The sequence below is a fragment of the Bacillus sp. FSL K6-2839 genome, assembly GCF_038003365.1.
In the GTDB taxonomy this organism is placed as follows: Bacteria; Bacillota; Bacilli; order Bacillales; family Bacillaceae; genus Bacillus.
In genome coordinates this window covers 1,924,058-1,944,024 of the sequence record NZ_JBBOOZ010000001.1, presented here as the reverse complement: position 1 = coordinate 1,944,024, position 19,967 = coordinate 1,924,058, and the positions used below count along the sequence as shown (strand labels likewise).

General features: G+C 42.0%; 26 protein-coding genes and 2 riboswitches. Of the genes, 18 read left to right on the top strand and 8 right to left on the bottom strand.

Annotated elements, in window-relative coordinates; genetic code table 11:
- The first annotated feature begins 18 nt into the window (after positions 1 to 18).
- From comGA to MHH26_RS09855, 8 genes are read left to right on the top strand one after another with little or no spacing between them, the layout of a single operon-like run.
- Positions 19 to 1,089 carry a competence type IV pilus ATPase ComGA gene (comGA, locus tag MHH26_RS09890; protein WP_034661296.1) on the top strand — a complete coding sequence of 357 codons (1,071 nt, stop codon included), beginning with the start codon at positions 19 to 21 and terminating at the stop codon, positions 1,087 to 1,089.
- Positions 1,070 to 2,110: a competence type IV pilus assembly protein ComGB gene (gene comGB, locus MHH26_RS09885; RefSeq protein ID WP_340973310.1), complete on the top strand. Its 1,041-nt coding sequence runs from the start codon at positions 1,070 to 1,072 to the stop codon at positions 2,108 to 2,110. The genes comGA and comGB overlap by 20 nt, the downstream gene beginning before the upstream one ends.
- A 16-nt stretch (positions 2,111 to 2,126) precedes the next feature.
- Positions 2,127 to 2,420 (top strand): competence type IV pilus major pilin ComGC, encoded by a 294-nt coding sequence (gene comGC / locus MHH26_RS09880; RefSeq protein WP_003217322.1) that lies wholly within the window; start codon positions 2,127 to 2,129, stop codon positions 2,418 to 2,420.
- Positions 2,413 to 2,859 carry a competence type IV pilus minor pilin ComGD gene (gene comGD / locus MHH26_RS09875; protein WP_340973309.1) on the top strand — a complete coding sequence of 149 codons (447 nt, stop codon included), beginning with the start codon at positions 2,413 to 2,415 and terminating at the stop codon, positions 2,857 to 2,859. The genes comGC and comGD overlap by 8 nt, the downstream gene beginning before the upstream one ends.
- Positions 2,843 to 3,160: a competence type IV pilus minor pilin ComGE gene (comGE, locus tag MHH26_RS09870; RefSeq protein WP_034661291.1), complete on the top strand. Its 318-nt coding sequence runs from the start codon at positions 2,843 to 2,845 to the stop codon at positions 3,158 to 3,160. The genes comGD and comGE overlap by 17 nt, the downstream gene beginning before the upstream one ends.
- The gene (comGF, locus tag MHH26_RS09865; protein ID WP_340973308.1) at positions 3,099 to 3,599 is read left to right on the top strand and encodes a competence type IV pilus minor pilin ComGF; all 501 of its coding nucleotides are present in this window, start codon (positions 3,099 to 3,101) and stop codon (positions 3,597 to 3,599) included. The genes comGE and comGF overlap by 62 nt, the downstream gene beginning before the upstream one ends.
- Positions 3,596 to 3,979, top strand: coding sequence for a competence type IV pilus minor pilin ComGG (locus MHH26_RS09860; RefSeq protein ID WP_340973305.1), 384 nt, complete (start codon positions 3,596 to 3,598; stop codon positions 3,977 to 3,979). The genes comGF and MHH26_RS09860 overlap by 4 nt, the downstream gene beginning before the upstream one ends.
- Before the next feature lie 58 nt (positions 3,980 to 4,037).
- Positions 4,038 to 4,232 carry a YqzE family protein gene (locus MHH26_RS09855; RefSeq protein WP_024718846.1) on the top strand — a complete coding sequence of 65 codons (195 nt, stop codon included), beginning with the start codon at positions 4,038 to 4,040 and terminating at the stop codon, positions 4,230 to 4,232.
- Between the two features lie 33 nt (positions 4,233 to 4,265).
- Here MHH26_RS09855 and MHH26_RS09850 read toward each other — a convergent pair whose 3' ends face one another.
- Positions 4,266 to 4,544 carry a DUF3889 domain-containing protein gene (locus MHH26_RS09850; RefSeq protein WP_307500677.1) on the bottom strand — a complete coding sequence of 93 codons (279 nt, stop codon included), beginning with the start codon at positions 4,542 to 4,544 and terminating at the stop codon, positions 4,266 to 4,268.
- A 298-nt stretch (positions 4,545 to 4,842) separates the two neighbouring features.
- Between MHH26_RS09850 and tapA the strand changes: the two genes are divergently transcribed.
- From tapA to tasA, 3 genes are read left to right on the top strand one after another with little or no spacing between them, the layout of a single operon-like run.
- Entirely contained in the window at positions 4,843 to 5,370 is a 528-nt protein-coding gene (tapA, locus tag MHH26_RS09845) for an amyloid fiber anchoring/assembly protein TapA (RefSeq protein WP_307499920.1), read from the top strand.
- A 51-nt stretch (positions 5,371 to 5,421) separates the two neighbouring features.
- On the top strand, positions 5,422 to 5,994 hold the full coding sequence (gene sipW / locus MHH26_RS09840) for a signal peptidase I SipW (protein WP_066031752.1): 573 nt from the start codon (positions 5,422 to 5,424) through the stop codon (positions 5,992 to 5,994).
- Between the two features lie 57 nt (positions 5,995 to 6,051).
- Positions 6,052 to 6,852: a biofilm matrix protein TasA gene (gene tasA, locus MHH26_RS09835; protein ID WP_034661283.1), complete on the top strand. Its 801-nt coding sequence runs from the start codon at positions 6,052 to 6,054 to the stop codon at positions 6,850 to 6,852.
- A 67-nt stretch (positions 6,853 to 6,919) separates the two neighbouring features.
- On the opposite strand, the gene sinR is transcribed toward tasA, so the two are convergent.
- The 4 genes from sinR to MHH26_RS09815 form a co-directional block, all read right to left on the bottom strand.
- Positions 6,920 to 7,255 carry a transcriptional regulator SinR gene (sinR, locus tag MHH26_RS09830; RefSeq protein ID WP_095285385.1) on the bottom strand — a complete coding sequence of 112 codons (336 nt, stop codon included), beginning with the start codon at positions 7,253 to 7,255 and terminating at the stop codon, positions 6,920 to 6,922.
- A 33-nt stretch (positions 7,256 to 7,288) separates the two neighbouring features.
- Positions 7,289 to 7,453 (bottom strand): anti-repressor SinI family protein, encoded by a 165-nt coding sequence (locus MHH26_RS09825; RefSeq protein ID WP_003217357.1) that lies wholly within the window; start codon positions 7,451 to 7,453, stop codon positions 7,289 to 7,291.
- Positions 7,454 to 7,635: 182 nt separating this feature from the next.
- A complete protein-coding gene (locus tag MHH26_RS09820) occupies positions 7,636 to 8,433 on the bottom strand; it encodes a YqhG family protein (RefSeq protein WP_034661279.1) in 798 nt (265 codons plus the stop codon).
- A gap of 14 nt (positions 8,434 to 8,447) precedes the next feature.
- Complete coding sequence (locus tag MHH26_RS09815) at positions 8,448 to 10,118, bottom strand: DEAD/DEAH box helicase (RefSeq protein WP_334749719.1); 1,671 nt, start codon at positions 10,116 to 10,118, stop codon at positions 8,448 to 8,450.
- Between the two features lie 250 nt (positions 10,119 to 10,368).
- A riboswitch (glycine riboswitch) is annotated at positions 10,369 to 10,476 on the top strand.
- Between the two features lie 3 nt (positions 10,477 to 10,479).
- A riboswitch (glycine riboswitch) is annotated at positions 10,480 to 10,575 on the top strand.
- A gap of 104 nt (positions 10,576 to 10,679) precedes the next feature.
- Between MHH26_RS09815 and gcvT the strand changes: the two genes are divergently transcribed.
- The 3 genes from gcvT to gcvPB are packed head-to-tail and all read left to right on the top strand — an operon-like array spanning position 10,680 to position 14,590.
- The gene (gene gcvT / locus MHH26_RS09810) at positions 10,680 to 11,777 is read left to right on the top strand and encodes a glycine cleavage system aminomethyltransferase GcvT (RefSeq protein ID WP_340973303.1); all 1,098 of its coding nucleotides are present in this window, start codon (positions 10,680 to 10,682) and stop codon (positions 11,775 to 11,777) included.
- A gap of 16 nt (positions 11,778 to 11,793) precedes the next feature.
- Positions 11,794 to 13,140: an aminomethyl-transferring glycine dehydrogenase subunit GcvPA gene (gene gcvPA, locus MHH26_RS09805; protein ID WP_340973301.1), complete on the top strand. Its 1,347-nt coding sequence runs from the start codon at positions 11,794 to 11,796 to the stop codon at positions 13,138 to 13,140.
- On the top strand, positions 13,133 to 14,590 hold the full coding sequence (gene gcvPB / locus MHH26_RS09800) for an aminomethyl-transferring glycine dehydrogenase subunit GcvPB (RefSeq protein ID WP_066030668.1): 1,458 nt from the start codon (positions 13,133 to 13,135) through the stop codon (positions 14,588 to 14,590). The genes gcvPA and gcvPB overlap by 8 nt, the downstream gene beginning before the upstream one ends.
- Before the next feature lie 44 nt (positions 14,591 to 14,634).
- Here the strand turns inward: gcvPB and MHH26_RS09795 are convergent, their stop codons facing one another.
- Positions 14,635 to 15,015, bottom strand: a complete 381-nt coding sequence (locus tag MHH26_RS09795) for a rhodanese-like domain-containing protein (RefSeq protein ID WP_024718853.1) — start codon at positions 15,013 to 15,015, stop codon at positions 14,635 to 14,637.
- Between the two features lie 220 nt (positions 15,016 to 15,235).
- On the opposite strand from MHH26_RS09795, the gene MHH26_RS09790 reads away from it, so the two are divergent.
- The 3 genes from MHH26_RS09790 to MHH26_RS09780 all read left to right on the top strand — a co-directional run bounded on the left by MHH26_RS09790 (position 15,236) and on the right by MHH26_RS09780 (position 17,780).
- The gene (locus tag MHH26_RS09790) at positions 15,236 to 16,072 is read left to right on the top strand and encodes a lipoate--protein ligase family protein (protein ID WP_340973299.1); all 837 of its coding nucleotides are present in this window, start codon (positions 15,236 to 15,238) and stop codon (positions 16,070 to 16,072) included.
- Positions 16,073 to 16,157: 85 nt separating this feature from the next.
- Positions 16,158 to 16,592: a transcriptional regulator MntR gene (gene mntR / locus MHH26_RS09785; RefSeq protein ID WP_003215946.1), complete on the top strand. Its 435-nt coding sequence runs from the start codon at positions 16,158 to 16,160 to the stop codon at positions 16,590 to 16,592.
- A gap of 312 nt (positions 16,593 to 16,904) precedes the next feature.
- Positions 16,905 to 17,780 carry a patatin-like phospholipase family protein gene (locus MHH26_RS09780; RefSeq protein ID WP_034661272.1) on the top strand — a complete coding sequence of 292 codons (876 nt, stop codon included), beginning with the start codon at positions 16,905 to 16,907 and terminating at the stop codon, positions 17,778 to 17,780.
- Here MHH26_RS09780 and MHH26_RS09775 read toward each other — a convergent pair.
- Together MHH26_RS09775 and MHH26_RS09770 are read right to left on the bottom strand one after the other, a co-directional pair.
- Positions 17,777 to 18,172 carry an SA1362 family protein gene (locus MHH26_RS09775; RefSeq protein ID WP_060596828.1) on the bottom strand — a complete coding sequence of 132 codons (396 nt, stop codon included), beginning with the start codon at positions 18,170 to 18,172 and terminating at the stop codon, positions 17,777 to 17,779. The two genes, MHH26_RS09780 and MHH26_RS09775, sit on opposite strands and share 4 nt — an antisense overlap.
- 38 nt (positions 18,173 to 18,210) lie before the next feature.
- Entirely contained in the window at positions 18,211 to 19,167 is a 957-nt protein-coding gene (locus MHH26_RS09770; protein ID WP_060596827.1) for a DUF1385 domain-containing protein, read from the bottom strand.
- A gap of 222 nt (positions 19,168 to 19,389) precedes the next feature.
- Here MHH26_RS09770 and MHH26_RS09765 point away from each other — a divergent pair, with 222 nt between their 5' ends.
- A complete protein-coding gene (locus tag MHH26_RS09765) occupies positions 19,390 to 19,917 on the top strand; it encodes a YqhR family membrane protein (RefSeq protein WP_307499911.1) in 528 nt (175 codons plus the stop codon).
- Positions 19,918 to 19,967 lie beyond the last annotated feature (50 nt).

Genomic DNA, 19,967 nt, shown 5'->3' with positions numbered 1-19,967 from the left:
GAGAAGGGAGTGAACCATTTGTATGGTATTGAATATTTGGGACAAGAGCTGCTAGAAGAAGCATGCCGCATGAGAGCATCTGATGTGCATATTGTTCCAAAAGAAAAGGAAGCGTCGGTATCTTTCCGCGTAGACTCAGATTTAATTCAGCAGCGAACCATTGATAAAAAAAGCGGCGAGCGGCTCATTGCTCATTTTAAATTTTTATCATCCATGGATATCGGGGAAAAAAGGAGGCCGCAAAATGGGTCACTAGCTGTGATGCTAAGAAGCGGCCAGGTGTTTATTCGGATGTCTACCTTACCAACTGTAAATGATGAGAGCTTAGTGATTAGAATATTGCCGCAGGATCATGTTCCAAAAATAAAACATCTGTCACTATTTCCGAAAGCCTCCACCAGGTTATTATCATTTTTGAATCATTCGCATGGGCTGATTTTATTTACCGGTCCAACAAATTCAGGGAAAACAACAACCCTTTATTCATTAATCCAGTTTGCAAAAAAGAATTTCAACCGAAATATTATTACACTTGAAGATCCTGTGGAAACAAGAAATGAAGAAGTGTTACAGGTTCAAGTGAATGAAAAAGCCGGCATCACATATGCCGCAGGATTACGTGCTATTTTAAGACATGATCCAGATCTGATTGTGCTAGGAGAAATAAGAGATGCCGAAACGGCCCGAACGGCAATTAGAGCAGCACTGACAGGCCATTTAGTGATGAGTACGCTCCATGCGAAAAATGCAAAAGGAGCCCTTTATCGTATGCTTGAATTTGGTGTCACAATGAATGAACTCGAACAAACGATGGTTGCGATTGCTGCGCAGCGATTAATCGAGCTCACCTGTCCTTTTTGCGGAGAAACATGTCAGCTTTACTGTAAATTAAATCGACCGGTCAGACGAACAAATGTATTTGAACTGCTGTTCGGAAAGGAGCTCGGTGAGTGTATCAAGGAGGCTAAAGGAGAATATGCTCACTCGTCATATGAAACACTGCAAAGATTAATTCGTAAAGGAGTGGCACTAGGCTATTTATCGAAAAACACCTATCATCGCTGGGTTTATGAAGAAGCAAGCCTCTAAAGCATGGTCGAAAAAGGACCAAGCGGAATGTCTATCAAAACTTGCTCAATTGATTCAGGCTGGATATACAGTGATTGAGGCATTAACGATGGTGAATATCCAGTTGTCGAATGAGCAGCAGCAGCAATTAACACCGGGCATTCAGTGGCTGCTCGAAGGGGAGCCTTTTTATGTGGTGCTGGAGAGACTCCAATTTCAGCGGGAAGTCATTGCCATATTAAGTTTCTCCGAAAAGCATGGCAGTCTAGCACAAGCACTTGAACAAAGCGCGCGGTTTTTAGAGAAAAAAATCAAACAGGTAGACACGTTTAAACGCATGTTACGTTACCCGATCTTCCTCATCTTTACGGTTTTGGTCGTGCTCATACTCGTTCAGCAGATGATCATTCCTCAATTTTCTCTCTTGTACTCCTCGATGGATAGCCGAATGTCATGGCTGATTCAAGGTATGTTTGGACTTTTTCAATTGCTGCATGTTTCTCTCCTCCTCATCGGCTGTGTGTGTATCTGTTTGACCGGATACTATGCTGTCTTTTTTAGGAAAAAGTCCACCCTTGAGAAGCTGAGGGTGATAAGCAGGTTTCCTTTTTTATATAAAGGAATGCGGCTGATGCATACGTACCTTTTCTCTCTTCAGTTAAGCGGACTGCTTCAAGCTGGATTATCGATGTACGAGAGCTTGCTAGCTTTTAAACAGCAAAGCTACTTACCCTTTCTTCAAGAAATATCAGAACAGATGATTGAAGAGCTAAGAAAAGGAGAAAGCATGGCACATCAAGTAAGCTCGTCTCCTTTTTTCGAGAAACATTTTGCAACCGTCATCGAGCATGGTGAAGCGAGCGGGATGCTTGCAAGAGAAATGTACACGTACAGCCAATTTCTATTAGAGAATGCAGAGCTGAAAATTGAAAAATGGATTTCGTGGCTGCAGCCGGTTATCTATGGTGTGACAGCACTTCTTATACTCATTGTGTATCTATCTATTCTTTTACCAATGTATCAACTCATGGAGCAAGTGTAAGAAGGAGGAGAAAGACATGAATGATAAAGGATTTACCCTGTTAGAAATGTTAATTGTCATGCTCGTGATTTCGATTCTTTTACTTATTACCATTCCGAATATCACTCGTCACCACCAAACGATTCAAGCAAAGGGCTGTGAAGGGCTTAAATCAATGGTGAGCACACAGGTGATGGCATATGAATTAGAGCATGATGGCAAGACACCATCTTTAGCTGAATTAGAAAAAGAAGGCTATGTCAAAAAGGGATTAACGTGTCCTAATGGAAAAGCGATTGTCATTCAAAACGGCCATGTGAAGCATGAATAAATTGATTTTTCATGAGAAGGGTTTTACCCTCATTGAACAGCTAATGATCTTACTTGTTCTATCGATTCTATTGTCGATCATAGGAGGAAAAATCCCAAATTTAATAGAAGGCGCTGAAGCCAAAAGACAAGTGAACATCATGAAACAAGATTTTCAAATGGCTGCTTATACTGCATTTATCAAAAAAACACGTGTGTATGTTGAATTCCATCCGCCACATGTATCATATCAGGTAATCGATCAGAAGGATGGCGAAGTCATTACTTCTTTTCAGCAACAAAAGGGAAGCATTAAGGCTTCTACATTTCCACAAGGTATCTATTTTAATGTAAACGGACATCCAAGCAGCGGCGGGTCTCTCATCATTCAATTTGGCAGTCAAACGTATAAACTCACGATCTATTTAGGAAGCGGGCGAATCCATGTTCAAAAACAATAGAGGGTTTAGTACGATTGAGGCGCTGTTTGCTTGTCATATCTTCCTATTTGCAGCCCTTGTGCTCATGCCAGCCTATGAAAAAATCATGATAGGGAAAAATGAAGTAAGAGCCAAACTTGAAGCTTACCAAATCTTGCATGAACAGATGAATGAATCGTTCATAGATGGTACAAAACCTTCTGTCAAAAAGAAACGAGGCGACGTCACATATGTATTCAATTGGAGTAAAGAGAAGGGATGTGTATCATACAAAATACAAAAAAAGCAGACCATATGCTTTCACCATGTTGCTGAACGATGAACAAGGTTTTACCCTTGTCCAGACTTTGTGGCAATTACAGCTATTTTTGTTCCTTTCTTTTGGCTGTGTACTAATCTTTTCTACAGCTGAGAAAGCCCGTCCTTTTGAAGAGATTAACCGATTTTCACAAATGGAATGGAAACAGACTGTCCTGCAATTAGATGAGGAATTAAGCCGTGCAACGGCTGTTAGATCGGTGCAAGGAGGTAAAGCGTTAGAGTATGTATCTGATCAAGGGCGAGTGGTAACGATTGAGCCATATCAAGAGATGCTTCGGAAGCGAATGGATCAAGCAGGCCATCTTCCTTTATTGCAAAAGGTGAAAGAATTTCGTGTCAGAACGAATCAATATAGAGCCATCCTGAAAGTCACAGATGAATCTGGTAAGGTGTATGAAGCCGTTTTTTTCATATATAAAGGGGTGGTTCCTACATCGTGAAAAGAGAAGGAGGATTTATCTATCCGCATGTACTAGCTGCGATTCTATTTTTTCTCTTGATCCTAGGATCAATGACGATAGGGTTTCAAAAAGAGCTGAGAAGTGCAGAGCTGACGATTTCTTTTTATAAAAAACAGCAGCTTTTCAGGGTGGGGGCGAGTGAAGCTGCCCGTACATTACATCTTTTGTGTGAAAAGCAGCATACCCATATTGACACTGAAGAAGGCCGCGTGACATTGAAGCAGATGACATGCGATCAAAAGAAAAAGCGTATCCTCATGTTAGTCAGTGTGAAAACAAAGGATGGTTTATCAGATGAGCGGGAACTGGTGCTGGATTGGAAGACCCGTGAAATCATGAAATGGGCAAACCCTGAATAGCCAGTGTATAAAATGATCCTCTTCTAGGTAACACTTGAAGAAAGAAGAGGTGAATGTGTTGAAAACCAATGACTATGTAAAATATATGACGCAGGAAATCATTAAATATATGAATACACCACGTGACGAACGGAAGGAACATAAACAAGAGAAAATGGAAACGAAACCGCCATTTTCACAGCGTTTATTTGGGGTTCTGCCGTTTGGGTTTTCAATGATGTTAAAAAAACGTCAGCGACATCGACGAAAGTAAAAAGCCGCCAGCAGGCGGTTTTTTTATGCCCCTTTAGCTGTATTCTTCCACAACAATCACTTTATTGACCTTGTTTGAGTAAGGGTTATAAGAAATAGTGACAAATACCCCAAATTCTTTGGCGTGGTCTTTTAACGTAATATGATACTGTTTCACAGATTCCTTCTCACGATGACGGTCCCATACTTTTTGTTTGAATAAGACTTGTGCCAGCGGATATCGTTTCTTTGCTTCTTTGACTGCCCGTGTTTCCCATTGATCTGCGGCGGCAGTGAAACCTTTCGCATCCGCAGGAGTGGCGTCGTGTATCATAGGGCTCAACAGTAAACTGAGCATGATTATCATCTTTCCATATTTCACTTCACATCACCTCACCTGTATTATTCTGACCAAATGCTGCACTTTTATGTAAATTTTTAAGAAGTACAAATGTCACACAAAAAATTATTGAATACGGCGAAAGAATGAGAAAATGGAAGAATTTTCTCGTAATGGTTCTTGTTTACGAACAAAATGGACTAATTTGACGTTTTGGGTTTTATAGGTATTTCCTTATACTGTATGTAATCGTTCTTATTAAAGAACAATCGTTCAAGGAGTTGGAGAATGAATGAAACAGTCGCTCTTTGTACTCTTTTGTGCCATTTGTTTGATTTTCACATCTCTTTTGATCTCAACAACGAACGCTTCTTTTAACGATGTTGAGCACTCAAACTTTGTCATGAAAACATGCGAAAATTTTGAACAGACAGATCAGCATTGTCAGCCTACCAAATGGGATAGAAGTCATTTGGAACTCATCGATCAAACGATGAACAAAGGAACAGTCTGCGCGCCTCAAAAGCTGAGCATGACACTAAAAAATAGTGGACAACCTATTGCACACTCTGAATGGAAATGGGAATTACATAAAGTAAAAAGTGAGCAGAAGCCGTTACAAGATGGTCATATTATTGAAAAAGGCTCTATACAGTCCCTTCTTTCACAAGAAACAACGACTGTCACGACAGATAAAGCAAAAACGAATGGAATCTATGCTTTTAAAATCTATTATCCTAAAGGTTTTGGTGGATCTGAAGAAGCATTCATATGGTCTAAACATATGCAGCTCGCAAAGTGTCAAGAAAAGGCATCCTAAATGGAGCTGTCTTCTAAAGGAAACAATGATAGGCGAAGGGGAGAAGAGGTCATGAAAAAATGGATGAAGATGTCTGGAAGTATTCTTTATGTGGTGGTGTTCACGGTGATGATTGCATGTATTATTGTCGTATTGTCTTCAAGAACTACTGGGGGAGATCCTCAGATTTTCGGTTATCAATTCAAGCAAGTATTATCTGGATCTATGGAACCGGAATTTTCGACTGGCTCACTCATTGTCGTAAAAGAAGTGACTTCACCGGAGGCGCTTAAAAAAGGAGATATTATCACGTTTCAAACGAAGCAGGACCAGTCTTATGTGACCCACCGAATTGTTGGGGTGAAAGGAAAGGGAGCAAATAAAGCCTTTGAGACGAAAGGTGACCACAATATGTATCAGGACGGCACGCTAGTAAAAGCGGATCAGGTGGCTGCGCAGTATACGGGTGTGAACATTCCTTATGCAGGAAAGCTTCTTTCGTATGCAGGGACTTCGGCTGGAACTGCGTTGCTGCTCATTATACCAGGTGTGATGCTGCTCGTTTATTCCACTCTTCATTTTGTGGGCGCTGCAAAACACCGAAGACACACGGCTGATTTACATATGTCAGAGGAACAAGCTTAAATTTTCGTTTGTAACCTAATTAGGTTTCAATAAAACAATTTATTAGGGGGTTCATTCATGGCAAAGAAAAGATCAATTCGTTTAGGTGTATTATCAGGGGCTTTAGGCCTTGCATTAATCGGCGGGGGGACATGGGCGGCGTTTAACGATGTAGAAAAGGCAAACGCGGTCTACTCGACAGGAGAGCTGGATTTATCAGCAAAAGAGAACTCCGGCGCCATCAACCTTGCGAACTTAAAACCTGGTGATCGGATCAAGAAAGAATTTCATTTTGAAAATAAAGGATCGCTTGCGATCAATCAAGTGCTGATGAGTCTTGATTACAGCCAGTTTCAAGACGGAGCTTCCGCGAAGAATGGCGGTAAGAATACAGCTGAAGAATTTCTCAGCCAGTTTCAGGTGAGTGTTCTTACGGTTGGAGCCGAAGGTGGAAATGGTTATCCGAAAAATATTATCTTAGACCATGCAAACCTGCTTGACTTGCATCAACTAACGTCAAAACAGGATCAGACCGCATTTGAAAAGCTTCGTCATGCCGTCGATGAGAAGTTTTTACATGAAAGTGGGAAGATTAATGTAGCAACTGTTGATGGAACAGTGGCTCCAGAGTATGACGGCATTCCAAAGAACCCGTTTGATTACGATAAAATGGAAATGATCATTGAATTTGTCAATGACCAGACGAAGGATAAAGCTGGTCACTATATCCAAAATAAATACCAAGGCGATGCGATTCAAATTGATCTTTCCTTCGAAGCGACTCAGTGGAATGGTTTAACGATCAATCCCAAAAAGCATACGGATGAAAAAGGCTACGTGAAAGAAAACGAAAAAGCACACAGCGAAGATAAAAAATAAAACCAGTCTTTAGACTGATATCAAGCTCTGCATAGCAATTGGAGGAGTATGCGCTAAAATGTGCGCTTTACTCCTCTTCTTGATTTTTTTTCCAGATTTGATAATCTAAAAATTCACGAAATTGCTTTTTCGAAACCCCTGATGTCATTGCATCTCGAACTAGTTTTTCCCATTCACTATCTAATTGACCATCGTATTCGGTTTCATCTTTTTCGTGTAACAGTGTATGAACCGAGACGTCCAGAACAGCGGAGACTTTTTCAAGAAATTGAATGGAGGGGTTTGTTTGCAAGTTTCTTTCTATTGAGCTTAAATAAGACTTCGCTACCCCAGCCTTTTCGGCCAGTTCTGATAGTGAGTAGCCTTTTTCATTGCGGTATTGTTTAATACGCTGGCCAATCAATGTCATCACCTTCCTTTCGATATTATAGCACATTCAGAAAGGTTTGATAGAATGACTTCTTACCAGAGGGTGAGACTCAGAGGACTTTTCACTTGATTTGAGGAATTGACGGACTTCTTCAACTGTTAGCCCTGCTTTACGAGCTTCAAGTAATAATTGAACCCATTCACTGTCTAATATGTTCGTTTTCTTTTCCATACAAATACCCTCCTAAAATACTGAATCATGTATTTCAGGCACTTAACGCATGAAATGGAAAGACACAGGTGGTAAGACCTCATAGTTTGCTTGCGTCATTTTTCCGCCCAATACAAACAGACAAACGTTGCTTTTGGCTGATCGAAAATTGTATGTCACATGAAAGGGAGGGGACCTATGGGTCAACCTCCTCTTTTTTGCTGTAAGTAAAAAAGTCCGCCATTTTCAATCGTAAGACTGATTTTTGGTTCGTATAAAGTTTTGAGTGCTTGTCTTTCTATTTCATATTCTACAGATGTGTCTGAAGTCCCTTCATAAAATTGGTTTAAAAGTTCAGTGTCTTCTTTCCATTTTTGAACAGCTCTCACCGCCCAATTGTCTGGTTCCTCATGGGCGTAACGCTCCATTAGACTATAGAGCCGTTTGACTCCGCTTTCTGGCTTGATCATTGTACTCATTGTAAAGCAATAATCGGGAATTTGAGATGACAGCTCACGGGTTTCCAGCTTTTCTTGAAATTGTTCAACGACTTCTCCGCGTATTAGATGAAGTCCTAGTGATAAAAGCTTATCCTTTTTTCGATCTGCGAGATAAGAAATTTTCACATTGAGACCAAGCCATGGCTCGAGTGCGATCTGGTTGTTCGTGAGCGGAGTGACTCGTTCATAGAGACGGATAAAACGGCCCTGCTGTTTGACAGCTTCAAATATTTGAAATAAACGAGGGGAGCCGAAGTGGATAAATTCACCCTCAATCGTATCATCCACTTTTTTTTGATCGGTGATGAGGGTCAATTGCCGCGGCTCTGGTACACCACCAGTTTTTTCAAGCCAGTGCCAATAAAAAGGGCGGTTCATAATCAATTTATCCATATCGATGGTTAGTTGTACGGTCATATGTCCTGCACTTTCTTCTAGTATGTCGCATTGATTTGCCTGAAAGAAACGGAGAAGAAAGGTATGTATGTCACGCTGCTCCATTGATCAACTCTCCTTTATGAGCCTTGCTGTCTTTTTTCTAAAAGTGGTGTTTTTGCTTCTGATAAATAGGAAGCAAACTGGGTTAATTTCTTTTTCATGTCTCCGTCTGATTCGTGCTGAAAGAGAATCTGATGTAGTTCTGTTTCGGCATCTTTGATATCTATTCGCGTTAAAATATCATCTAGATCGCCAATGACGTTTTCAAACAGCTGAATTTTTTCATATAAAAGCTTTAAGATATGTTCCTCAACGGTTCCGTTTGTTGCCATATTGTAAATGTGGACATCTCGCTCTTGTCCAAGGCGGTGGATACGTCCAATTCGCTGTTCTAGACGCATCGGGTTCCACGGAAGATCGTAGTTGATGATTTGGTTACAAAACTGAAGGTTGATTCCTTCGCCGCCCGCTTCTGTCGCAATTAACACTTGCGCCCGTTCTCTAAATAAATCTTTCATCCAATCTTTTTTGCCCCGCTTAAAGCCGCCTCGAAAAGGAACGGAGCTGATGCCATTTTGCTGAAGAAACCATTGTAAATAAATTTGTGTCGCGCGGTATTCGGTGAAAATAATGACCTTTTCATTTAACTGCTGAATAAGCTTGACGACTTCAAGCGCCTTTGTGTTTTGCTGAACTTGATTGATTTTCTCCATAATTTGCGCTATAGCAGAGGATCCAAGGATATGTTTTTCATCTTCCTGCATTTTTTTAATCGTCATATAGACCGCCTCGCGGCTTGAACAGCATTCTCGTTCCAAGGTCATGATGGAAAACATGTGCTTTGCATAAGACGGGTTCTCTTTCAGCTTGCAGATTTCATCATACAAAGCTTGTTCTGTTGGAGAGAAATCAATGGAAATTGTTTTGACATGCCGTTTTGTCCACTCGATGCCTGTGTCTTGCCTTCGGTTACGAATCATCACTTTATTCACAAGCTGTTTTAATCGGTCGTGGTCTTCAAGCTGTAAATCCTTTTTGGCAAAGACATCTTTAAACTGATGTTCATTCCCGAGGTGGCCTGGCTTCAGAAGGGAAACGAGATTAAATATTTCTCCGATACGGTTTTGGATAGGTGTCGCTGTCAGCAGCAGGCAGAATTTCTTATTTAGATTTCTCACAAATTCATAGTTTTTCGTTTTATTGTTTTTCAGTTTGTGTGCTTCATCAATAATGACCATATCGTAGGCTATTGATAAAATGGTGCCTCGATGCGGCTGTCTTTTGGCTGTATCAATGGAGGAAACCACGACGTCACACTGCTCCCACACGTAGCTCTTTTTTTGTTCAACAGCATCAATGTAAAATTTCGTCCGCAGCTCCTGTACCCATTGAGACACAAGGGAGGCGGGGACAAGTATGAGAATTTTTTTTGCAAGTCCACGAATCATGTATTCTTTGATAATGAGTCCTGCTTCTACGGTTTTTCCAAGTCCCACTTCATCTGCTAAAATGGCTTTTCCATTCATCTCTTCTACGACTCTTCTGGCTACTTCAAGCTGATGTTTTAAAGGCGTGAATGCAGGCAGGTGCGCGGGAGCTTGCAGTCCTTCAAATGAATCAATGGCTGTGACTTTTTGGACCTGCGTCGCTAAACGGTACATTTCCCAGTTCGCCCAGGGGCCGTCTGCTGCAAGCCGCTGCTGAAATTCACTTGCCCATTCCTGATCAAAAATCGTTTGAATATTCAATGTGATCGCCTGCCTTTCTAATAGGTTAATGATAAAATTGTTCTGTATTTAAACGCTTCATTTTTTAAGAGGTCTTTAAAAGACTAGATATATGAATAAAAGCGAACAATAGTGAATGTTTGTTTGAAAAATGTTAATGATTTTTCTGTTGCTCTTCATCCGTTTCTAATGGTAGGATGTTGGTAAGTGATCTAGAAAATAAGTCACCCATTTTGATAGTATGTCCAATAAATGTGAAGAATATGAGCGGATGATGGTATGGGGAGAGACTTGGCGGTTATTTAGCACTGGCAGGCGCCGAAGGAGCAAGCTGAATCGTTTCAGTGAATCTCTCAGGCAAAAGTACTCTTACCGGACGCAACTCTGGAGAGTGTTTGCTCATCGATTTTTAGCAAACCACCAAAGGGGAAAACGCACAATGCTGTTGTGCTGTAAACTTTCAGGTGCAAGGACAGAGACTTCTTTTTGATAAAAGGGAGCGCTCTGTCCTTTTTTGCTGCGATTTTTTTCTGAAAATTCAGCTTGTGATCTGCACTGAAAGAAAAAAGGGGGAAACGATTGATGTTGAAACGAACACCGCTTTTTCATGCGTATGAAACGTTTGGCGCAAAAACCATTGACTTCGGGGGCTGGGAATTACCTGTCCAATTTTCTTCCATTAAAGAAGAACATGAAGCTGTTCGAACAAAAGCAGGGCTTTTTGATGTGTCTCACATGGGTGAGGTGGAAATCAAAGGTCAAGATGCCCTTCCTTTTTTACAAAGGTTATTAACCAATGATGTGTCTAAGCTGACAGACGGTAAGGCACTATATACAGCCATGTGCTATGAAGATGGCGGGACGGTGGATGATCTGCTCGTCTACCAAAAAGAAAAGAACGATTATTTGCTTGTTATTAATGCATCAAATATCGAAAAAGATGTGGATTGGCTGCTTCAGCATCAAGGTGAGAACAACGTATTGATCCAAAATGTCTCGGATCAAATCGCCTTGCTAGCCCTTCAAGGACCTCTTGCCGCTGACATTATGAAAGATGTGGCGGATGAAGAAGTGACATCTCTCAAGCCATTTACATTTTTATCAAAAGCTGAGGTCGCTTATAAAGAAGTGCTTGTTTCGAGAACGGGCTACACAGGGGAAGACGGCTTTGAGATCTACTGCCAGTCAGAAGATGCGGTCCACATCTGGTCGGCTTTATTAGAAGCAGGCGAGCCAAAAGGGTTAATACCGTGCGGGCTCGGTGCACGTGACACCTTAAGATTTGAAGCAAGACTTCCGCTTTATGGCCAGGAGCTGACAAAGGATATCTCTCCATTAGAAGGCGGGATTGGCTTTGCTGTCAAAACGGATAAAGAAGCCAATTTTATTGGCAAAGAAGCGCTCAAAAAGCAAAAAGAAGAGGGAGCGAAGCGAAAGCTTGTCGGCATTGAAATGATCGATAAAGGGATTCCGCGCACAGACTATCCGGTCTTTTCAGGAGAAAAGCAGATTGGGGTTGTCACAACGGGCACACAATCTCCAACATTAAAGAAAAATGTCGGGCTTGCTTTGATCGAATCTTCTCAGGCGCAGCTTGGAACAGAGGTGGAAGTACAAGTTCGCAAAAAACGCCTAAAAGCGAAAATCGTCTCGACACCATTTTATAAAAGAGCCAAATAACGAGGGGGAATAGAGGATGAAGCATAGGTATCTGCCGCAAACAGAGCAAGATCAAAAAGAAATGCTGGATGTCATCGGCGTTCAGTCGATTGATGAGCTTTTTTCAGATATCCCAGAAAAAGTGAGATTTAAAGGAGCATACAACATTAAACCAGCCGCATCTGAAACAGAGCTTGTAAGGGAATTATCCCGATTAGCTGCAAAGAATAAGGATACTGTTTCCTATGCATCGTTTCTTGGTGCTGGTGTATATGATCATTACCAGCCTGTCATTGTTGATCATGTTATCTCACGTTCTGAATTTTATACAGCCTACACACCTTATCAGCCGGAGATTTCGCAAGGTGAACTACAGGCCATTTTTGAATTTCAAACAATGATTGCTGAGCTGACGGGTATGGATCTTGCTAATTCCTCGATGTATGATGGCGGGACGGCATTAGCTGAAGCGGCGATGCTGGCTGCGGGACATACAAAAAAGAAAAAAGTGGTTGTTTCTGAAACGGTTCACCCTGAAGCAAGAGCCGTGCTAAAAACATATGCCAAAGGACAGCACATCGAAGTTGTTGAAGTGCCTGCAAAAAAAGGGCAGACGGATCTAGCAGCATTAAAGAAGGTCGTCTGCGACGATACAGCAGCAGTTCTTGTGCAATATCCAAACTTTTTTGGTGTCGTCGAACCGTTAAAAGACATTGAACCTATTGCGCATAAAGGGAAAAGTCTGTTCATTGTCTCAAGCAATCCGCTTGCACTCGGGTTACTGACGCCGCCAGGAAAACTTGGGGCAGACATTGTCGTTGGTGATGCACAGCCGTTTGGCATTCCAGCTGCGTTTGGCGGACCTCATTGCGGATATTTTGCTGTGACGAAAAAGTTGATGCGAAAAGTACCAGGTCGTTTAGTCGGGCAGACAGAAGACGAAAATGGTGTTCGTGGGTTTGTGCTGACCCTTCAAGCGCGTGAGCAGCATATTCGGAGAGATAAGGCGACGTCCAATATTTGCTCGAATCAGGCATTAAATGCTTTAGCCGCTTCCGTTGCCATGACAGCGCTCGGAAAAACAGGCATCAAAGACATTGCCTATCAAAACGTGCAAAAAGCCCACTATGCGAAGACGCAGGCAGAAGCACATGGACTGCTTGCTGATGTAGAAGGGGCCCATTTCAATGAATTTGTAATCAAATTACAAGAACCTGTGAAAGAAGCCAATAAACGATTGCTTGAAAAAGGAATCATCGGCGGCTATGACTTAGGGAGAGACTATCCTGAGCTTCAACATCACATGCTTGTCGCCGTAACAGAGCTAAGAACGAAAGAAGAAATTGATACGTTCATTAAGGAACTGGGGGATCGCCATGAATAAACAAGATCAGCCGCTTATTTTTGAATTATCCAAAGAAGGAAGAATTGGTTATAGCCTGCCTGATTTAGATGTACCTGAACAGGAGATCCCGTCTTTATTTGATGACACGTATATCCGTCATGAGGATGCTGAGCTTCCTGAAGTATCTGAGCTTGATATCATGCGTCATTATACAGCATTATCAAGACGTAATCATGGGGTCGATTCCGGATTTTATCCTCTTGGCTCTTGTACGATGAAATATAATCCGAAGATTAATGAAAAGGTCGCACGCCTTGCAGGCTTCGCGCAAGTCCATCCACTACAGGAGGCAGACACTGTACAAGGTGCATTAGAATTACTCCACGACCTGGGTGCTCATCTTGAAGAAATTACTGGGATGGACGCTGTGACATTACAGCCTGCGGCAGGAGCACACGGGGAATGGACAGGACTCATGATGATCCGTGCGTACCATGAAGCAAGAGGAGACCATAAGCGAACAAAAGTCATTGTGCCTGATTCTGCCCATGGAACGAACCCGGCATCTGCGACAGTGGCCGGATTTGAAACCATTACCGTCGCATCTGATGCGAATGGGCTTGTTGATTTAGAGGACCTGCGCCGTGTTGTCAATGAAGAAACAGCTGCTTTAATGCTGACGAATCCGAATACACTCGGCCTATTCGAAGAAAATATTTTAGAAATGGCTGAAATCGTTCATGGAGCTGGCGGTAAGCTTTATTATGACGGAGCCAACTTGAATGCCGTTTTAAGCAGAGCAAGACCGGGGGATATGGGATTTGATGTCGTTCACTTAAATCTTCATAAAACCTTTACAGGTCCACACGGAGGGGGAGGCCCTGGTTCAGGTCCTGTTGGTGTAAAAAAGGATTTGATTCCGTACTTGCCAAAGCCGGTACTTGTGAAGAAGGAAGGCCGCTTTTACTTTGATGATGATCGACCAGAATCAATTGGCCGCGTGAAGCCGTTCTATGGCAACTTTGGCATTAACGTCAGAGCATATGCGTACATTCGCTCTATGGGTCCAGACGGCCTAAAGGCTGTAACGGATAATGCCGTGTTAAATGCGAACTATATGATGCGCCGCTTAAGTGCTCATTTCGATTTGCCATTTGACCGTCACTGTAAGCATGAATTTGTCCTTTCAGGTAAACGTCAGAAAAAATTAGGTGTGCGGACACTCGATATTGCTAAACGATTACTTGATTTTGGCTATCATCCGCCAACGATCTACTTCCCGCTCAATGTAGAGGAATGTATCATGATTGAACCAACTGAAACAGAATCAAAAGAAACTCTTGATGCCTTCATCGAAGCGATGATTCAGATTGCCAAAGAAGCAGAAGAGAATCCAGAAGTGGTACAGGAAGCGCCGCATACGACGGTCGTCAAACGAATGGACGAAACAAAGGCCGCGCGGAATCCAGTCCTCGTTTTTGAAAGATAAAGAAAAAAAGACTCAGGGGGATCACGCTCCCAGAGTCTTTTTTGTTAGTTCTTCGTTTTGATGCGGCCGCCCCATTTTTTAAAGCCGCCTTTTAAATTATAAATCTCACGACAGCCGTTTTTACGTAAAGTTTGAGCTGCTTTTCCGCTTCTTAAATTGTTTTGGCAATAGAGATAAACAGGCTTGTCAGGACGAATTTCATTTTTGCGCTGCTTTAGCTGGGAAAGGGGGATGTTTCTTGCCCCTAAAATATGTCCGCCTTCAAACTCATTTGGCTCTCTCACATCAATGAGTTGAGCTTTGCGGTAACCTTTAATAAATTCTGCTTCCGTCAGCGTTTTCATAATGCGCTGCTGATAAATGTAGCTGCCGATGGAATAAAGAACGAAAAGTCCACAAAGTGAGAGGACGATATAGTTGAATATTGACAATACAACTCGACTCCTTCTTGAGCATCAGCACAGTAGCCTGTCTGATGGTACGTTTTAGACAAATACTATTATAGTAAAGCAAAAGAAACTTGTCATCATAAATGGTAAGAATTATTTTCAATTCGTTCCCTATTTGATAGACTGATGAAGAGAGAAAACCGGTGGCCATCACCATCATCTAACATTGACTACGTAAAAGAGAAGGGATTTTTATATGCAAAAAGAGAAATGGTGTTTCATTGATACAGGAAATCAAGACCCAGCCTTTAACATGGCAATGGATGAAGCCTTGCTTTATTGGCATAGTGAGAAGCTCATCCCGCCTGTCATCCGTTTTTATGGATGGAATCCGGCGACATTGTCTGTTGGGTATTTTCAGCATGTTGAAAAGGAAATCAACATGGAAGCAGTCGAGCGCTATGGTCTTGGGTTTGTCCGCAGACCAACTGGAGGGCGGGGGGTTCTTCATGATCAGGAGCTGACCTACAGCGTGATTGTGTCAGAGGAACATCCAGAAATGCCAGCGACGGTGACAGAGGCATACCGCGTCATTTCAGAAGGCATTTTAGAGGGCTTTAAAAAACTGGGACTCGATGCATATTTTGCCATTCCTCGTACAGATAAAGAAAAAGAAAGCTTAAAAAATCCAAGATCGTCTGTATGCTTCGATGCTCCTTCCTGGTATGAGCTTGTCGTAGAAGGCAGAAAGGTAGCAGGCAGTGCTCAAACGAGACAAAAAGGAGTGATCCTCCAGCACGGCTCCATCTTAATTGACCTTGATGAGGACAAATTGTTCGATTTATTTCTTTATCCAAACGACCGTGTGAGAGAGCGGATGCAGCGGAGCTTTAAAAACAAAGCGGTCGCCATCAATGAAATCTCAGACCGAACCTGTACAATAGACGATGCGCGTGTTGCGTTTAAACGAGGATTTGAAAAAGGGTTAAATATTGAGCTTGTGCCTTATGAGCTGACAGATGAAGAATTAGCGTTTGTTCATCATCTCGCCAAAACGAAATATGCCTCAGACGAGTGGAATTACAAGCGTTAGGACAGTGGACACTCCTTGTTTTTTAATGGGCGATGGTGTAGAATTGTTATGATTATTAAGTAAAGGTGCATTATGGAGGGGTTTTATGACTACACCTAGTATGGAAGATTACATTGAACAAATATATATGCTGATAGAAGAAAAAGGATATGCCAGAGTCTCTGATATTGCAGAAGCACTCGCTGTCCATCCCTCCTCTGTAACAAAAATGGTTCAGAAGCTAGATAAAGATGAATACCTCATTTATGAGAAGTATCGTGGTCTAATTTTAACCCCGAAAGGCAAAAAAATTGGAAAACGTCTCGTATACAGACATGAACTGCTAGAGCAATTTTTAAGAATCATTGGTGTAGATGAAGAGAAAATTTATGATGATGTAGAAGGCATTGAACATCATCTCAGCTGGAACAGCATTGACCGCATCGGCGATCTCGTTCAATTCTTTGAAGAAAACGACGAGCGATCTGTTCAGCTGAAAGCGATTCAAAAGAAAAACGAACAAACAAATCAAGAATCTTAAGAAAAAGGACACCCTCAGCAAGGGTGTTCTTTCATATTGTTGACAAAGGGCTAAAATGAACTTTATTTTAGCCCTTTGTCTTCTTTTTTTTCAGCGTGACTTGAAAACCTTTGCAGTCTAGGAAGGACGAGTACCGGAGCGGAGCGAATTTGACATTCGTGAGCACCGGAGCGCAGACCTGACACCGAATGCGAGGGTTTGTCCGCGCGCTGAAAGGACACCCTCAGCATGGGTGTCCTTTTTGATTAAAGTTCTAATTGAAAGCATATGCTCTTACACTATTAATAGCGTGATATCAAAGGGGGCTCCTTGATGAAGATAGATGGTGTGTTCTCAGGTGGAGGCATTAAAGGGGCAGCACTTGCGGGTGCCTATGAAGCGCTTGAAGCGAGAGGATATCAATTTGTCCGTCTTGCTGGTACAAGTGCTGGAGCGATCATTGCTTCACTCATCGCAGCAGGTTTTACAAGTCAGGAGATTCGGGAGCTTTTAGATGAAATGGATGAACATCACTTGCTTGACAGGAGATGCCAATTCATTCCGTTTAAAATGCTCAGGTGGGTATCCATTTACTGGCGCCTCGGTCTGTACAAAGGCGATCGGCTGGAAAAATGGCTGACAGATGTGTTGAAACGAAAAGGGGTTACCGTATTTGGGGATCTCAAAAAAGATTCTCTGAAAATTGTTGCCTCTGATTTAACAAATGGGAAAATCCTCGTGCTGCCAGACGACCTTCCTTCATACGGCTTAAATCCAGAGCGCTTTTCCGTTGCAAGGGCGATTCGGATGAGTTGCAGCCTGCCGTATTTTTTCGAGCCTGTCAAACTAAGGTCATCAAAAGGCATTTGTACCATTGTGGATGGAGGAGTGCTTAGCAATTTTCCAATTTGGTTGTTTGCGGAAGAGAAAAAAAGACCGTTCGTCGGTGTCACATTAACCCCAAACGAAAAAGAACGCCCTCAACACTCCATCCGCAATGCGTTTGAACTGTTTGGCGCTCTTTTTGAAACGATGCGTGGTGCTCATGACGAAAGACACATTGCCACAAAACACGAACGTCATGTTATTTTTATTCCTGTAGAACACGTCATTGCCACTGATTTTCATCTGATGACAGAAAAGAAAAAGGCGCTTGTCGATCTAGGCAGACAGAAAGCCGAGCAATTTTTAAAAAGCTGGACATTTTAAAACAAGGCGCGATTCTTCTTTTTGTTTTTCTTGCCTTCAATCACAGTTAACTGTGTTTGGCTTTTCTTTTTGAGAAGGACGGGCTTAGACTTGTGGTCAGTCGGCACGCTTCGCAAATGAGTGACCCGATTTTTCATCTGGCTTTTCGTTTTTGGTTTAGGCTGCTGGTAGCGACGTTTTGATTGTTTGACTGCTTTACGATAAAGATTGCCCTCTGTTCCAGTTCTTCGATTCATCAGCCATCTAAATAGGAAAAATAGAGCCGCTCCAATGATCACAACTGATAGCAGCATTGTAAAAAGTCTGCCTGGATTCGTTGTGAGTAAATACACAAATCCCAAAACACCTAAAGCGAAAATAATGGTAAAAGCAGGATGTACTCGGCGATTCATAACTGTCCACCTCCGAAGGAATTTACCGGATTTATAAGTTAGATCACTTGATGAGCAGAATCTGATGCTTGTTTCTCAGACGCTTCCTCTAAACGAAGAAGTTCATTAAAACTTGCAATGGCTACCTCGACTTGATCGTCAGAGGGTTCTTTTGTTGTGAGCAATTGCAGCCAAAGGCCAGGATAGCCAAGCACTTTAAGCACAGGCACTTCTCGGAGTTTGTTCGTGAGCTGAAGCACTTCAAATGAAATGCCCAGAACAACCGGAATGAGCGCCAAGCGATTCAGAACTCTCACCCATAAAGGATCTGTCGGTACGAGTAAATAGACGAACATTCCGACAATGACAGTGAATAAAATAAAGCTGCTGCCGCATCGATAATGCAGCCGTGATTGTTTTTGTACATTTTCCACTGTGATGTCAAGATTCTGTTCATAGCAGTTTATGACTTTATGTTCTGCGCCATGATATTGAAATACCCTTTTAATTAAAGGGGTCATGGAAATAAAGTAAATGTAGCCTAATAACAGGACCAGTTTAAAGAATGTTTCCACTGCGATTTGTGCGAAATTCCCTGAAAAGACGGGCCGCACCAGTTCAGCTAAAAAGACAGGTACTAGGGTAAAGACAAATTTACTAAAGAGAAGAGAGAGAACTCCGATTACAGCAATGCCGAAAATCATGGATAATTTCGAGCTTTTTTGTTCTTTTTCAAGAGTATGATCTTCTGAAGGATCTAAGTCATAGCGCTCGCTGGAGAAGTTCAAGTGCTTACTGCCATTTGCGCTTGCTTCAACAAGTGCAGCAACACCCCTGACAAAGGGGATTTTCTTGAGAAAGGCGGTTCGTTTATTGGAGGTCCGGGGAAGCTTCAAAAACTCAATGGACTGATCCTTTCGCCGAATCGCTGTCACATAGTTCTTTTTACCTCCAAACATGACACCTTCGACAACTGCCTGCCCTCCATATGCTGGACGTTTTGTTTGATTGGACATATTTCATCAACCTGCCTGTTTCCTGTAATTTACATGCATTTCCTTATACCTTTATTGTACAGGAAATGAGGGGAAATCACTAGCGCACAGGTCGATTATCTACTAGAATTCTATCTACCTCTTTTTAGCCAGTATACCCTGTTATAAAAATTTTACACTCACGGATGGAAATCCTTTTTTTTATGACATTTTGGACATACTACTTGCTGGAGGTGTTCACAAATGAAACGTGATGAAAAGAAAAACCAAGAAGAAAAAAATCAGTCTGTACAAACGTCATCGCTGTTGGCAAGAGCAGCTGCGACAGGCTTTGTTGGCGGTGTTTTTTGGGGCTTTATCGGGTTTCTGACCCATATGTTTCATTTCTCAGAGGTGAGTCCCAATATGCTCCTTCAGCCATTTGTGCTTGGAGAGTGGAAAAAGGGAGGACTTGGCACTTTTATTAGTATTGTGCTTTTAGGGGTTTTATCGATTGGAGCAGCCTTTATTTATTATGGGATTTTGAAACGGATCAAAGGCTATTGGATGGGGCTGATATATGGCGCGCTTTTATGGCTGCTCGTTTTTTACGTATTTAATCCGATTTTCCCAGATGTAAAGCAAGTCCAAGATTTGCAGCAAAGCACCATCGTCACGACATTTTGCCTATATATTTTATATGGCATGTTTGTCGGGTACAGTATTTCGTTTGAATATAATGAATTAACGAGTCAGAAGCTTGCAAGGGCTCTCGGGAAAAAGACAGAATAAAGTGTAAATCACCTATTCATATGATAAAATATTTTTGGAAACGAAAGGTT

Coding starts and splice junctions, on each gene's coding strand:
- comGE (WP_034661291.1), top strand. CDS start 2,843: ATGTTCAAAAACAATAGAGGGTTTAGTACGATTGAGGCGCTGTTTGCT.
- gcvT (WP_340973303.1), top strand. CDS start 10,680: ATGTTGAAACGAACACCGCTTTTTCATGCGTATGAAACGTTTGGCGCA.
- comGB (WP_340973310.1), top strand. CDS start 1,070: ATGAAGAAGCAAGCCTCTAAAGCATGGTCGAAAAAGGACCAAGCGGAA.
- MHH26_RS09850 (WP_307500677.1), bottom strand. CDS start 4,544: ATGATACACGACGCCACTCCTGCGGATGCGAAAGGTTTCACTGCCGCC.
- tasA (WP_034661283.1), top strand. CDS start 6,052: ATGGCAAAGAAAAGATCAATTCGTTTAGGTGTATTATCAGGGGCTTTA.
- MHH26_RS09820 (WP_034661279.1), bottom strand. CDS start 8,433: ATGGAGCAGCGTGACATACATACCTTTCTTCTCCGTTTCTTTCAGGCA.
- MHH26_RS09790 (WP_340973299.1), top strand. CDS start 15,236: ATGCAAAAAGAGAAATGGTGTTTCATTGATACAGGAAATCAAGACCCA.
- MHH26_RS09765 (WP_307499911.1), top strand. CDS start 19,390: ATGAAACGTGATGAAAAGAAAAACCAAGAAGAAAAAAATCAGTCTGTA.
- MHH26_RS09775 (WP_060596828.1), bottom strand. CDS start 18,172: ATGAATCGCCGAGTACATCCTGCTTTTACCATTATTTTCGCTTTAGGT.
- tapA (WP_307499920.1), top strand. CDS start 4,843: ATGAAACAGTCGCTCTTTGTACTCTTTTGTGCCATTTGTTTGATTTTC.
- sipW (WP_066031752.1), top strand. CDS start 5,422: ATGAAAAAATGGATGAAGATGTCTGGAAGTATTCTTTATGTGGTGGTG.
- comGC (WP_003217322.1), top strand. CDS start 2,127: ATGAATGATAAAGGATTTACCCTGTTAGAAATGTTAATTGTCATGCTC.
- gcvPB (WP_066030668.1), top strand. CDS start 13,133: ATGAATAAACAAGATCAGCCGCTTATTTTTGAATTATCCAAAGAAGGA.
- comGD (WP_340973309.1), top strand. CDS start 2,413: ATGAATAAATTGATTTTTCATGAGAAGGGTTTTACCCTCATTGAACAG.
- gcvPA (WP_340973301.1), top strand. CDS start 11,794: ATGAAGCATAGGTATCTGCCGCAAACAGAGCAAGATCAAAAAGAAATG.
- mntR (WP_003215946.1), top strand. CDS start 16,158: ATGACTACACCTAGTATGGAAGATTACATTGAACAAATATATATGCTG.
- MHH26_RS09770 (WP_060596827.1), bottom strand. CDS start 19,167: ATGTCCAATCAAACAAAACGTCCAGCATATGGAGGGCAGGCAGTTGTC.
- MHH26_RS09780 (WP_034661272.1), top strand. CDS start 16,905: ATGAAGATAGATGGTGTGTTCTCAGGTGGAGGCATTAAAGGGGCAGCA.
- MHH26_RS09825 (WP_003217357.1), bottom strand. CDS start 7,453: ATGGAAAAGAAAACGAACATATTAGACAGTGAATGGGTTCAATTATTA.